General features: G+C 70.4%; 16 protein-coding genes. 8 read left to right on the plus strand and 8 right to left on the minus strand.

The features are described from left to right. Window positions 1–47: 47 nt before the first annotated feature. Together ACZ4LX_RS31875 and ACZ4LX_RS31880 are read left to right on the plus strand one after the other, a co-directional pair. Window positions 48–596 (plus strand): WhiB family transcriptional regulator, encoded by a 549-nt coding sequence (locus ACZ4LX_RS31875; RefSeq protein ID WP_467650280.1) that lies wholly within the window; start codon window positions 48–50, stop codon window positions 594–596. Between the two features lie 3 nt (window positions 597–599). Then, entirely contained in the window at window positions 600–872 is a 273-nt protein-coding gene (locus ACZ4LX_RS31880; RefSeq protein ID WP_467650279.1) for a hypothetical protein, read from the plus strand. 282 nt (window positions 873–1154) lie between these two features. On the opposite strand, the gene ACZ4LX_RS31885 is transcribed toward ACZ4LX_RS31880, so the two are convergent. The 3 genes from ACZ4LX_RS31885 to ACZ4LX_RS31895 form a co-directional block, all read right to left on the minus strand. After that, the gene (locus ACZ4LX_RS31885; RefSeq protein ID WP_467650278.1) at window positions 1155–1976 is read right to left on the minus strand and encodes a hypothetical protein; all 822 of its coding nucleotides are present in this window, start codon (window positions 1974–1976) and stop codon (window positions 1155–1157) included. Window positions 1977–2077: 101 nt separating this feature from the next. Beyond that, entirely contained in the window at window positions 2078–3100 is a 1023-nt protein-coding gene (locus ACZ4LX_RS31890) for a ParA family protein (RefSeq protein WP_467721330.1), read from the minus strand. A gap of 134 nt (window positions 3101–3234) precedes the next feature. Then, window positions 3235–3429 (minus strand): hypothetical protein, encoded by a 195-nt coding sequence (locus ACZ4LX_RS31895; RefSeq protein WP_467650275.1) that lies wholly within the window; start codon window positions 3427–3429, stop codon window positions 3235–3237. An 83-nt stretch (window positions 3430–3512) separates the two neighbouring features. Here ACZ4LX_RS31895 and ACZ4LX_RS31900 point away from each other — a divergent pair, with 83 nt between their 5' ends. Both ACZ4LX_RS31900 and ACZ4LX_RS31905 read left to right on the plus strand, forming a co-directional pair. Further along, window positions 3513–4121, plus strand: coding sequence for a 2'-5' RNA ligase family protein (locus tag ACZ4LX_RS31900; protein ID WP_467650274.1), 609 nt, complete (start codon window positions 3513–3515; stop codon window positions 4119–4121). Further along, window positions 4118–4444, plus strand: a complete 327-nt coding sequence (locus ACZ4LX_RS31905; RefSeq protein ID WP_467650348.1) for a hypothetical protein — start codon at window positions 4118–4120, stop codon at window positions 4442–4444. The genes ACZ4LX_RS31900 and ACZ4LX_RS31905 overlap by 4 nt, the downstream gene beginning before the upstream one ends. Here ACZ4LX_RS31905 and ACZ4LX_RS31910 read toward each other — a convergent pair. Then, window positions 4351–4611, minus strand: coding sequence for a hypothetical protein (locus ACZ4LX_RS31910; protein ID WP_467650273.1), 261 nt, complete (start codon window positions 4609–4611; stop codon window positions 4351–4353). The two genes, ACZ4LX_RS31905 and ACZ4LX_RS31910, sit on opposite strands and share 94 nt — an antisense overlap. Window positions 4612–4647: 36 nt before the next feature. Here ACZ4LX_RS31910 and ACZ4LX_RS31915 point away from each other — a divergent pair, with 36 nt between their 5' ends. Next, the gene (locus ACZ4LX_RS31915; protein ID WP_467650272.1) at window positions 4648–5046 is read left to right on the plus strand and encodes a hypothetical protein; all 399 of its coding nucleotides are present in this window, start codon (window positions 4648–4650) and stop codon (window positions 5044–5046) included. A gap of 389 nt (window positions 5047–5435) precedes the next feature. Here ACZ4LX_RS31915 and ACZ4LX_RS31920 read toward each other — a convergent pair whose 3' ends face one another. Continuing rightward, window positions 5436–5840: a restriction endonuclease gene (locus tag ACZ4LX_RS31920; protein ID WP_467650271.1), complete on the minus strand. Its 405-nt coding sequence runs from the start codon at window positions 5838–5840 to the stop codon at window positions 5436–5438. Beyond that, the gene (locus ACZ4LX_RS31925; RefSeq protein WP_467650270.1) at window positions 5837–6310 is read right to left on the minus strand and encodes a hypothetical protein; all 474 of its coding nucleotides are present in this window, start codon (window positions 6308–6310) and stop codon (window positions 5837–5839) included. Before ACZ4LX_RS31925 ends, ACZ4LX_RS31920 begins: the two co-directional genes overlap by 4 nt. 80 nt (window positions 6311–6390) lie before the next feature. Here ACZ4LX_RS31925 and ACZ4LX_RS31930 point away from each other — a divergent pair, with 80 nt between their 5' ends. The 3 genes from ACZ4LX_RS31930 to ACZ4LX_RS31940 are packed head-to-tail and all read left to right on the plus strand — an operon-like array spanning window position 6391 to window position 8431. Beyond that, window positions 6391–7821, plus strand: coding sequence for a helix-turn-helix domain-containing protein (locus tag ACZ4LX_RS31930; RefSeq protein ID WP_467650269.1), 1431 nt, complete (start codon window positions 6391–6393; stop codon window positions 7819–7821). A 32-nt stretch (window positions 7822–7853) separates the two neighbouring features. Further along, window positions 7854–8204 (plus strand): hypothetical protein, encoded by a 351-nt coding sequence (locus ACZ4LX_RS31935; RefSeq protein ID WP_467650268.1) that lies wholly within the window; start codon window positions 7854–7856, stop codon window positions 8202–8204. 2 nt (window positions 8205–8206) lie between these two features. Further along, window positions 8207–8431, plus strand: coding sequence for a hypothetical protein (locus tag ACZ4LX_RS31940; protein WP_467650267.1), 225 nt, complete (start codon window positions 8207–8209; stop codon window positions 8429–8431). Between the two features lie 61 nt (window positions 8432–8492). Here the strand turns inward: ACZ4LX_RS31940 and ACZ4LX_RS31945 are convergent, their stop codons facing one another. Both ACZ4LX_RS31945 and ACZ4LX_RS31950 read right to left on the minus strand, forming a co-directional pair. After that, window positions 8493–9311 (minus strand): hypothetical protein, encoded by an 819-nt coding sequence (locus tag ACZ4LX_RS31945; RefSeq protein WP_467650266.1) that lies wholly within the window; start codon window positions 9309–9311, stop codon window positions 8493–8495. Continuing rightward, a complete protein-coding gene (locus tag ACZ4LX_RS31950) occupies window positions 9308–11692 on the minus strand; it encodes a helicase associated domain-containing protein (protein ID WP_467650265.1) in 2385 nt (794 codons plus the stop codon). Before ACZ4LX_RS31950 ends, ACZ4LX_RS31945 begins: the two co-directional genes overlap by 4 nt. Between the last annotated feature and the right edge of the window lie 442 nt (window positions 11693–12134).

Below are 12134 nucleotides of genomic sequence, written 5' to 3' on the forward strand. Positions count from 1 at the left end.
CCCGCACCACACCCTGTCTCTCGTTCGCTCCCTTGAGGAGGTTCCTCATGCCCGGCTCCCGTCCCGGCACCGCGACCTTGGTCTCGGCCGACCCCCGGCTCCCCTTCCCTGACTCCGACCAGCCCCTGGCCTGCCGCGCCGATCCGGCCCTGTTCGCGATCGAGGACGTCAGCACCACGGACGACCCGCGCGCCCGGGAGAAGGCCACCGCCCAGGCCAAGAAGGCATGCTCCGGCTGCCCCGTCGCCGCCGAGTGCCTCAAGTGGGCGCTCGCCAACCCCGACCTCACCCAGACCGGGGTCTGGGCGGCGACCACGAAGCGCGAACGCAAGCGGCTGCGCAAGCAGCTCGTGGCCCGGCTCGGTGACGACTGGCCCGGTGTGGTCGCCGAGCAGGACCGCCGACGGCGCGAGCAGCAGCGCACCGCGCGCACCGCACCGCCGACCGTCCGGGACCAGGCCCTGGCCCGGCTGGAGCTGGAACTCGTGCCCACCCGCCCCGAGCCCTACAACCCGTGGAAGCAGCCGATCACCCCTCAGCAGGCCGCAGCCAACCGGCGCGTGCTGGAACTCGCCCTCACCGGCAAGGCGGCCTGAACGGTGTTCACCGACTGGTCCGAAGCCCTTGAGGCCGAGTCCCTTCCCCTGGGCCCCACCTCCGCGCAGCAGCTCGCCGCCGCGGCCCGGGTCACCGCCCGCAGCTCCCACGACAAGGACGACCTCGGCCTGCTACTGGACGTCCTCGGGCTACCCACCGACCCCGACACCCTCACCTCCCTGCTCCCCCTCATCCCGGAAACCGGAGACGCACCCACCATGACGAACACCCCCGCCACCGAGGCCATCGACGTCCCCGTCACCCCGCTGACATGAGGTTCGGACCGCTCTGCGTCAGCGACCACCAGCTGTTCACCGACCCGCACGACACCGACGTCGTCGCACTCCTGAACACCGCCGTCGCGGACGGGATCGGATGACCGCTCAGGCGCCGTGACGCTCACCTTGAAGGCCCGTACCCTGCCGCGAAAGCTGTGGCGGGGTACGGGCCTTTTTGTGTTTCCGTACGGCTCCAGAAACCTCTCTGAACAGCACTCAGGTGGCTATATCCCTTGCGGTGCCTGGTGTGCGGAATTTCCGACACGCATTTCGCACACGTCAGCCGACGATCTCAGCGTCCACGATCTCCTCGGGAACAGCAGCCGTACGCGCGATCCGCTTCCCGGCCGCCTTGAGCTTGTTGACCGCCACCTCGACCCGCGCCGGATCGGCCGGCGGAACCCCGGCCGCCTTGAGACGGTCCAGGGTGGTGAGCATGTCCTCAGCCTGGCTGACAAGCCGGTCGAACGCATCGTCCACCGCCGCTCGCTGCGGATCTACGGGCGGACGACGCCCCTCAGCTCCGGCAGCGCCCGAGCCGGCAGGCGCGAGCACGACGAGACGGGCCACGGCCTGGCGCAGCTTGGCCGCTGTCACCCGGCCCTCCGGGTGGGAGGCCCGCGCAGCATCGAGGGCGCCCTGCGCCCGCTTCTCCCCGTCGTCCAGCTGCATCACCGGAGCCAGGATCGCGGCCTGCGAGGCCGGAATAGCCCGTCGGCTCGCGGTCGTGAGTGGGAGCACGGCGACCAGATTGCCCGCGTCCTCGATCAGGTCGTACACCCGGCGCCTGTCCTTGAACCCAAGATCGTCCACGACGAACGACTCAAAGGTCTCGTGACCGGCGAGCAGATGCACCTGGAAGTCGCGCATCAGGCGGAGGATTGTCCCGGCCTCTATTACGGCGCGCATCTTCACCCGGGCATCGAGACCCTCGGCTGTCGCCCGGGACTCCGCCAGTGCGTTGCGCAGCCGAGCCAGCTTCTCCTCGTCGCTGACACCCTCGAAGTCCTCAGCGCGCAGCACGGTCGGAGTGAACGGCGAGACGACGCCACCGCCCCGAGCCAGCTCCTCGGCATAGGTGGCCGTGGTCTGTGCGGGCACCTCGGGAGCGTTCGCGCCGGAGGTGACAGGAGGCGCATCAACCTTGGCCGGAGCCCCCTTCCCCCGGGTCGTCGCGCCATCCTTGATCTTGAACCCCATGGTCACGCCGCCCGGGTGATGAGCAGGGAAGCCAGCTGTGCGAAGTCGGCTACGGCCTTGTCCTTCGGTGCGTACATCCGCGTCGGTACCAACTCGAACGGCGACTCCCGGACCTTCGGTGAGCGACGTACCGGGGCGACGACGGAATCGGGGTAGTCGGCGGCCATGGCCTGACCGACCTCCTTCTGAACGCCGGAGCGGTGCCACTCGGTGAGCACGACAGCAGCAACCCGGAAATCAGGGTTGAGCGCCTCCCGCGCGGTCGTCAGCGTCGTGTCCAGGTCCTCCATGCCGATGTAGTCCAGGCCGCCGGCCACGACCGGAACGACGACGTCATCGGCTGCGCCGAGAGCCGCCATGGTCAGCAGGCCCAGCGTCGGCCCGGAATCGATCAGCTCGATATCGGGAACCTCGTTCGGACGCTCCCTGCGATCAGCTTCGATGGCGCGCTTGATGAGCGTCTGGCCGCCCATGATCTCGTGCTTCTCCACCGTGCCCAGGTCGCTCAGGGACGGCACGATCGTCAAGCCCTCGAACCGGGTCTCGTAGGTGACGTCGGCCAGCGTCGTGCCTCGGGCGAGGAACAGCGTCGCCAGCGTCTTGCGATCCCTCTCCTCGACACCCACCGGCCACAGCGGCTCCGTCACAGCAGTCAGCGCCGCCTTCTGCGGGTCGGCATCCCAAACGCGCACCCGGTAACCCATGGCCACCCACGCGGCCGCCAACTCCAGAGCGGTGGTGGTCTTGCCCGCCCCGCCCTTCTGGTTGGCGACAACGAAGACGCGCGGAACCTGAGCGGGCCGGAACGAAGCCGGCACGCGAAGGGAAGCGCCCCAGTCGCTATAGGACTGCTCAGCGTCGTACTCAGCGACAACCGGCAGGTAGAGACGCTCAGGCGACTGACGAGGGATCGTCAGCCGGGCGGGGGTAGTGTCGGCGGAAGGTTCTGCCACGTTCATCTCCCAGATCGACGCGGCCGGACCGGACGCCCCCGCACCGGAGACCGCCGGTCGGGGGCGCAACACGATCGGATCGTGTCCCGCGCTCGGCCCAAACCGTATCCGCATACTTGCCTGGGCCCAGGCCCGCCACCCACCTCAGTCGCCAAAGAAGGGCGATGTATGTCGGCGTGGGCCCGCGAAGACGCGGGACCCGTGGCTCAGGGCCCGGTGAGGATGTCGTGGGTGCCGATGCGACGCCAGATGACGTGCGGTGTGCCCGGACGGACCTCGGTCCCGTACTCGAACGTGGCGCGTCCTGCGGGGCCTGCGCCCATGGACCAGGTGAGTTCGTAGATGCCCGGCGTTCGCTGGACGCGCTTGACGCGGAGACGTGCCCGGCCGCCAGCGGGCACAACGGTGTGAGCATCGAGTCGGCGGCGGAAGGAACTTCGCCGAACGCCTGCCTCCGACGCGCCAGGAAGGAGAGACTGCGGGCATGGAGAGCTTCTTCGCGAGGGTGGATCCCTTCTGGCCGGCGGGACGCCGTGACCTTCACTGGCACGTCCTGCCCACCCCGGCCGAGGCCGTGGCCCTGGCCACTCCGTACGCCGGGATCACCGGACCGGGTCTGGAGCCCGTGTTGCCGGACGGGATGCACTGCACGCTCCTCCACGCCGTCGGAGCGGGCCGCGACGACGTCGACATCGAGGAGCTCCTCCGCGACGTCCGCAGTACTGCCCGGACACTGGCCCCGTTCACCCTGACATTCGACCGGCCTGCGGTCGGCGCGCTCGCCGTTGAGATCAGCGGATGGCCCGGCGCGCCCTTCACCGACCTCGTCGACATGGTCACTGCGGCGACGGACCGCACGGGTGCTGCCTTCAAGCCCGGCCGCAGCCGATACCCCCACATCTCCCTCGGCTACACCACGAACCGGGCCGCCTCACTGGACGCGGTCGCTCTGCGGACAGCCCTCGCCTCGATCGACGGCCCGCTCTCCGCCACCGTGGTCGCCGACCGGATCCACCTCGTCGAGCAGTGGCACGACAGCCGGACCATCCAGCGGAACCCGATCGCCGAAATCCCCTTGGGGGCGAGCGCGTGACGTTCCCCGGCACGCGCCCGATCCACGGCGACTCCGTTCACATCTCCGTCGGCAGGACCCTGCTGGTCTTCACCGGCAGCATCACCGGCCAAGGAGTCCTCGAAGACGGCCGCGGCTTCGTCGAGCTGACGCTCCCCGACGCCGACCCCGAGCAACGCCGCCTCCTGGAGCGCTCCACGAGTTACCAGTGGGACCTGCACCGGGGCGGCGGCATCCTCTATTCCTCGCCCTACCTGGCCGTGCACTCCACCAGGAGGTCGGGCGACGGATCGCTGGTGGTGAAGGGCTCCCCGACCTCCGCTCCCGAACCGGAGCCCGCGTAGCTGAGATTGGGCGGCGGGCGAGGCGAGCCGGGGCAGGGATCGAAGGAGTCGGTGATGTGGTCGAAGCCGCTCAGCATCGGCGTGATCTCCTGAGCGCAGCCGCACAGCGTGCACAGCCGTGTCCCGGGGTTCTCCGCGACGTTCAGTGCCTGCTCGACACCGAGCAATGGCGCGCCCTGCGGTGCCTCTTCGCAGTCCGGCGCGTGCTCGACGCCGCCGACGGCACCCTGGGGCAGCTGGCCCGCTACTGGGGCACGGTCCGGGAGAAGGGAGACACCAAGACGTCCCCCGCCGTCGACGCCCTCGAGTACGTGCTCTTTGCCGGCGCCCAGGTCCGCATCCACCTCCTCGTCGGCGCCCAGCTCGACAGGGGCGTCCTCGGTGAGCTGCGCGAGAACTTCTCCACCGTGGTCCTGGGACGGGTGACCACCCGCACCTGGAAGCGCTTCGCCCCGCAGTTCCGCCCCGCCTCGGAGCCCAGCACGCAGCCGGGCCACGTCCACGTCGTGCAGGGCAGCAGCATCCACCCGACGCAGGTCCTGCTCCTGACCGACGACGAAGCCGCCGCCGGGATCACCACCACCGAGACCGACAAGGACTGACCGACCCGGAGTCGGACACACCACGGGCCCCGGGGGATCAGCCATGACATCCCCGGGGCCCGGTTGGGTTCGCGCTGTCCAACGACCGCACGGCCCTGGCGTTACGTCGGTCCCGCGAAGGCCGGCGGACCCTCGGGCCGGGCATCGCTCAGGAGCCGACAGGGTCCCCAGAGAAGTAGTCGGCACGCTCCCCGCGCCCAAAAACCGGCCCCCACCTGCACCGTTGCAGCGAGCCTGCCGACGTCGAAGAGGACCCGAAACGGAACCCGAAACGGGACTCCAACGGGGACCCGAAACAGGACTCCGAAGGGGACCCGCAACGGGACTCGCGGCTGAGCACGTTGCCCCCTACCGGCGCCGACGGGGGAGGCGGCGCCGGTAGGGGGCGGTCAGGGGGAGACGGGGGTGCTCGCCTCCGTGCCGGACACGGCGTCCTGGAGCCGGTCCAGCCGTTCGTACAGTGCCCGCAGCGTACGGGCCCGGTCCCTGACCCGGAGCAGGTCTCGCGAAGGCCGCGCCAGGCAATCGTCAGCCTGGCCCATCACGAATTCGGCGAACAGGCGTCGGCCGTCGTCCTCGGGCAGCTTGACCGCGAGCGCGCGGACGTCGTCGGCGACCGCGCGGGCGGCCCCGGCGAGCAGCAGCCCGACCTGCTCGTAGTCGTCGGGCGGCAGCGCGGCGGCGGGGGACCACGCCAGCACGGCGCGGGCGACGCGCTCGTGTGTGATGCGATCGAGCGGCAGCTGGGCGCCGATGCGCCCTTCGGGGTCGTAGAGCACGGTGTAGCCGTTCATGACACGGGCGCCTTCTCGGGTGCGTCGACAGGAAGACCGCGCAGCCCCTGCGCGAGCCGGTCACCGGGGAGCAGGGCGGGCGGCTCGCCGCTGCGCGGGAAGCTGAGGAGGTCTGCGACCGCCGTGCTGTCGTCGTAGGTGGCGGGCATCAGCAGCTCGCTGCCGGCGGACAGCACCCGCACCCCGGGCAGGCAGGCTGCGTCATCGCCGGAGCCGGGCGCCACCATCACGTACAGCACCCCGCGCAGGTGGTCGGCCAGGACCAGGGCCCCGCGCCGCGGGCCGATCCGCAGCGCGGCGAGCACGTCCAGGCCCCGATGCATGGGAGTGATGGCCACCGCGTCCCAGTCCCTCCCGCAGGGAACCCACCGGGTGCGGTTCAGCCCGCCCGCCCACCGCGCCTGCTTGCCGGTGCTGGGCTGCGCGAGCTTGTGCCACGTTGGGGTGGACCGCTTCGGGGAGTTGGCCATATAGGGACGGTAGGGGCGGTATACCGGAGACAGCCCACACGATGTGTGTGGGTTCTCAACTCCGCACTCCGGAGCTCCTCATGGACCGTATCCAGTTCGGCCGCCGTGTCGCCTACTGGCGAGACCGCCGGCGCCACACCCAGATGGAGTTCGCCGCGCTGATGCAGCGGTCCGTGCGCTGGGTGGAGGAACTGGAAGCCGGACGCCGCCAGGCGGACCTGAACCTGTCGGTGGCCACCGAGATCGCCCGACGCCTGGGCATCACACTGGAGCGGCTGCTGTACGACCCGGCGGTGCTGTGCCCCGCCGACTCGGAGATCGACGCCGTACGCCGCGCTCTGCAGCGCCACGACGTCATCACCGGCCGGTGCGACGACTCCGCCGCCGAACCGGTCCCCGTCACCGTCTTGCAGCGGGACTTGTGGCTGGCCCGCACCGGCTTCCAGGCCGGTCACTTCGCCCAGCTCGGTGTGCAGATCCCCAAGCTGCTCGTGGACGCGACCCGGGCCGCCGAACACCACCAGGGCGACGACCAGCTTCAGGCGTACCGACAACTGTCGCTGACGCTGGAACTGACCGAGGCCGCCGCCATCAAGTGGGGCGACACCGAACTCGCCGTCGTGGCCGGCCACCGCGCCGTCGCTGCCGCCGAACGCTCCGAAGACGTCGTCATCATGGCGTCCGCGGCCCGCCACCTCGCTGACGCGATGACCAACCACGGCCAGACCGCGGCCGCCGTCGCGTTCGTCACGGCCGCCGCCCGCCGCCTCGAGCCCGACCTTCTCCAGCGCGGCCCCGAAGGACTCTCCGTGCTGGGCATGCTGTTCCTCAAAGCCGCGATGGCGCAGGCCGCCGCCGCCGAAGCCGACGACCACAGCCCCACCGCCCTCGCCCGCGCCGTCCCCGGCTTCCTGGACCAGGCCGACGAACACGCCGACCAGCTCGGCTTCGACGGCAACGAACTGTGGACCAGCTTCGGCCCGACCAACTGCAAGCTCTACCGCGTCGCCGCCCACGTCCAGCTGAGCGAAGGCGCGGACGCCGTCGCCGTCGCAGCCGACATCCCCGGCGCCGCCCTCGCCGACCTCCCCCGCGAGCGCCGCGCCCACCTGCTCACCGACCGCGCCATCGGCGAAAAGCAGGCCGGCCTTCGCACCGAAGCCGTCGCCACGCTCCTCCAGGCGGAGGACCGAGCGCCCTCGCTGCTCTCGGTGCGGTGCCGCCTTCACCGACGAACGGTGGGAGGAGGCGGACCGCATCACCGGCTGGGGCGTGAAGGACCCCCACCCGACGCTGTGCGGGACCTGCAACCAGCGGCACGAGACCGACGGGTACGACGCCTGGGGCCTGACACCGCCCGAGCCGGAGCCGGAGCAGGAGCCGGCTGTGCCCGAGCAGAAGGCCACCGGCTGGCTCTCGCGCCTGCGCCGCTGAGCCGGGACACGCCGCCGGCGGCCGGGGGCCGGGTACACGTACCGGTCCGTCCGGCTGCCGGTGGTGAGGGAGACTGAGGGCCACCAATCCAGCGGCGAGGGGCGAGAGCATGGCGGCGAAGAAGGATCCGGCGCAGTTGGTCCGGCAGGCCCGGGACCTGATCGAACAGTTCAACCGCGCGGTCCTGAACGACGCGAGGAACCTGTCCGCGCCCGCGCTGTCGGAGTCCACCCAGGCGCTGAAGTCGTTGGTCGAGCGACTCCCGCAAGCCTTCGAGCAGACCGCCGACGTCCTGGAGCTCCTGGCCAAGAGCGGCAAGGTCACGGTCGACCAGGGCGACGTGAACACCGAGGTGGCCACGACCGCCGCGGAGCTCCGGACGGTCGCGGCCGACAGCGAGCAGCTGGGAAGGAGCCTCGCCGATCCGGCGTCGGCCCTGTTCCTCATGGGCGGCCGCTGACCATGACCGACCTGCCCTCGCCCGAAGAGGTTGAAGCCGCCCGCACGCCCGCCGGCGGCTGGAAGCGCGAGCAGCTCGCCGCCTGGGGCGTGCCGTGGCCCCCGCCGAAGGGCTGGAAGGACGAGCTGGCCGAACGCTGGAAGGCCGCCCGCCCGGCCGGACCGCCGGCGCCCCCGCCGACCCCGGCCCCGGCCGACTTCGCCCAGGACACGCTCGACTTCGGCTGACCCGACGACAGCGGGCCCGGACAGGATCACCCCGTCCGGGCCCGCTGCTGCTTCCGGCTGCTCACCGGCTGAGGCGGATACGCGGTCCCCACACGAACTCGAGGTCGTCCAGGAAGACCGTCTCCAGCTCCTTCTCCCACTGGCCGCGCAACAGGAACGGGGCGCTCTCCATCCGCTCCACGATGACCAGGGTCTCGGGCTGCCCGATCAGCGCGTACCGGCCGTGCGAGGCGGGCGTGCTGCCCGGCCCGTGCGTGCGCAGCATCTCCTCCAGGCGCGGGCGGTGCTGCTCCACGAACGCCTCCAGGCGCTCGATGTACCCCGCGCGTTCCTCGGGGCGCACCGTGCTCAGGGCGACGTCCAGGAAGTCACTGCCGTCCGGCCAGTGGCGTACACCGGGCGCGGCCACGGCCCACGTGAACCGCTCCGCGGCCGCCAGGACGTCCTTCGCGTCCAGCTCCACGGACGGGACCGGGGCCGGGTCTTCCACCGGGACCTCTGCCGGGGCGGGGGAGGCCGACTGCTGGAGGTGGGCGACCAGCATGGCGTTGGACGCGGCGAGCCCCCGCCCCGTGGTGGCGGTGGTGTCGGCGATACGCAGCAGGTAGCTGGCGACGTCGCGGACTCCGGCGTGCCAGCCGTCCTCGAACCGCGGCTCGGACCCGTGCGGGGCGCTGCTCTCGGAGATCCAGGTGTGGGCGCCGGCCACCGCACCGGCCTCCACCTTCGACACGATGTCGTCGGCCTGCTCGTGTCCGATCCCGACGGCGGCCAGGGCCTGGAAGACCGCGAACCGCGCGTCGATGGCCTCGCTCTGGTGGTGGCTGATGCGGGCCAGCTCCTGGCCGTACGCGTCGGCGCCCGGCTGCTCGGTGCTCATGCTGCCCACTCCAGTCCGAGACCGGCCAGCGCAGCGAGCTTGTCGGCGGTCAGCTTGGCCCGGCGGCTCTTGCTGTTGCTGAGGAACACCCCGAGCTTCACCTCGCTCCCGTCCTCCAGCCGCTCCACATGAGCCCTGGGGACGGTCACAGAGCCCTCGCGGGCCTTGTACTGCGCCAGGGCCGCCACGCCCTTCTCGAAGGCGCTCACAGCCTTCTTGGTGCCCTTGGCGGGCTCCGTCTGCTCCGGGGGCAGCGGCACCACGCCGACCGCCTCCAGGAGCTCGCGCTGCCCGTCCATCAGCCCTGCCCAGACCGTGTGCTGACGCTGCTTCGCCAGCCACTTGCCCACGTCCATGCCGTGCACGGTGAAGCCGGGAAGGACGCCGGAGTGGTCCTCCTCGTCCGTCAGCAGCTCCCGCAGCGCCGCGTAGTGCCTCTGCCACTCCGCCGGCCACGCGGGGTCCCAGTGCTCATCCACGGCCTCCAGCGCGGCCTTCCACTCCGGCCTCTCCTCCAGCGCACCCGGGCGCCGCAGGTTGGACAGCCACTGCCCCACCGGCCGGTCCAGCATCGTCGCGGACCGGGGCGCGCACAGCGTCCAGTGCTGCTCGTAGTACGCCTTGGCGGCCTCCAGGTTCTCCTGGAACCGCTCATCGGCCGGGTTCCAGACCATGCCCAGCTTCTCCAGCCGCCCGGCGCGCAGGCCGGTCATCTGCCCCGCGCCGTAGGCCCGTCGCTGTTCTGCCGTCCACTGCCCAAGGGGGTAGTTGCCCTCTTTGTGCCCATATGGGACTCGGGTGTGAAGCTCACGCTCGGTGAATTTCTTGAGCGCAGCCCAGCCGCGCGCCCAGTCCTGCTTCTCCATGTCGATCACGTTGAAGGACACCCAGTCCGCGACCATCACCGGGTCACGCGGAGCGGCAAAACGGAGCAGCAGACGGGATTCTTCCTCGTCATCTTCGGGCGCTGACCCGATGTGCTGGGACGGCTGAGCGACGTCTTTCTGAGGCTCCTGTGGAATCGCGAGCAATTCCACGGCCTCTTCATCGTGAGCCCGAAGACCCTCAAGGACCTTCACCAAAGGGCGATACGATCCCGACGTGAACATATCTTCCGGCTGCTCTCCGGGCTGGAGAAATACCGGCACGATCAAAGAGGCGACCTTTCCTTGTCCCGGCTTCTGACGGAGTGCCCGGCCGATGGCCTGGACGATGTCGTGCGGCGCCCCCTTGGGGTCCAGTAGGGCCACCGAGTCCACGGCCCGGATGTCCACACCTTCACCCAAAACGCGACAATTCGAGAGAATTGCCCGCAGTGCCGTGGTGCCGAAGTTGCCCAGGACCTCCCGCCGGCGCTCGGGGACGTGCTCGCCGCACAGCCAGTCCGCCCAGATCCTCGCCGGGTACCTCTCCGGCTGGTCGGCGTGCAGCTTCGCGGCCACACGCTCCAGGCCCTCCGCGTACGCCTGTGCCTCTATCGTCCGGTGGTGGAAGGTGATGCACGTCGACAGGTCATGCCGGGCCATGGTGTGCAGGAGCGCGGCCTGGAGCGCCCCGAGGCGCTGCCCGCGGACTTCCTCGGTGTGCCGCTCCTCGCCCATCAGCCGCTCGGGCGTGACGACCGGGTCCTGGAGCTCCAGGACGATGATCTGATACCGCGCCAGCAACCCGCGCGACACGGCCGACGCGAGCGAGAGCTTGTAGAGGACGGGCCCGAAGACCTTCTCGTCGTCCATGGAGGCCGCCATCTCGCGCGGCAGCGGATCGCGCACCCCTTCGGCGACCTCCCGGTTCAGCCGCTCTTCCCAGATCCGCGGCGTGGCCGTCAGGTACAGCCGCCGGTAGGCCGGGATCTTCGTCTGGTCGTGGATGTCCGCCCACGCCTTACCCATCGAGCCGGAAGTCCTGTGCGCCTCATCAACGACCGCGAGGTCTACCGGGGCGAGCTGCTGGCCGTAGACGCCCTCGAACGCCTCCGTGAGCACCCCCAGCGACGCGTAGGTGGCGTAGATGGTCACCGGCCCCTGCCCGTGCCACAGCGCCAGCTGCACGGGGTTCGTGGTGGAGCACACCTTCATGCTCCACAGCTCCGGGTCGTCCTGGAGCGAGCACACGGCAACCGCCGGCCCCTTGTGCCCGGCGTTGTGCCACGCCTTCACCGTCTGGGCCAGGAGATCCAGCGTCGGCACCAGCACGAGAATGCGCCCCTTGGGCACAATCCGCTTTGCCGACGCGGCGGCAATAATCGTCTTTCCCGTGCCACACGCGGCGTGCACCTGTCCACGAAGGCCGTTCCAGGGAATACCACCCGGCGGAATATCGAAGCCGCGCACGATAGCGGCAACGGCCTCGATCTGGTGGTCACGCAGTTTCACGGCCATGCCCCGTGTTCTCCTTTTCGCGGAATGCAGCGCGTAATCAGAAAGGGAATCCCGGCGCGAGGTGCGCGGCGCTGGGGGTGTGGTGTCTGTTCCCAGACTCTACACAGTAGCGACCCGTGATGCATCATCCATGCGCCAACTTCGCTCCCCAGGGTGATACATGACTCAATCTCACCCATGGACGGCCGGTCTTCCTGTATGCTGACAGGGCATTGGTGAACGCGTCAGGGCGGTTTCGAGCACAGGGGAGGGGTTCGGGTGGAGCGCAGCGGAGCCCGTCACTGCGGTGGGGCCGGCACTCCGTCAGGCCGATGGTCCGTCACATCCGTTGCGGGGGTGGTGGCTGGGAATCCCAAGCCCTACACAGTCCCGCGCGTGATGCACCTTCCCCCATAGCCAGCCCCGGTGATCGCGCTTGTGCGGTCGCCTCCAATTCGCGCTT

It is taken from the genome of Streptomyces sp. NPDC026062, from assembly GCF_055568375.1.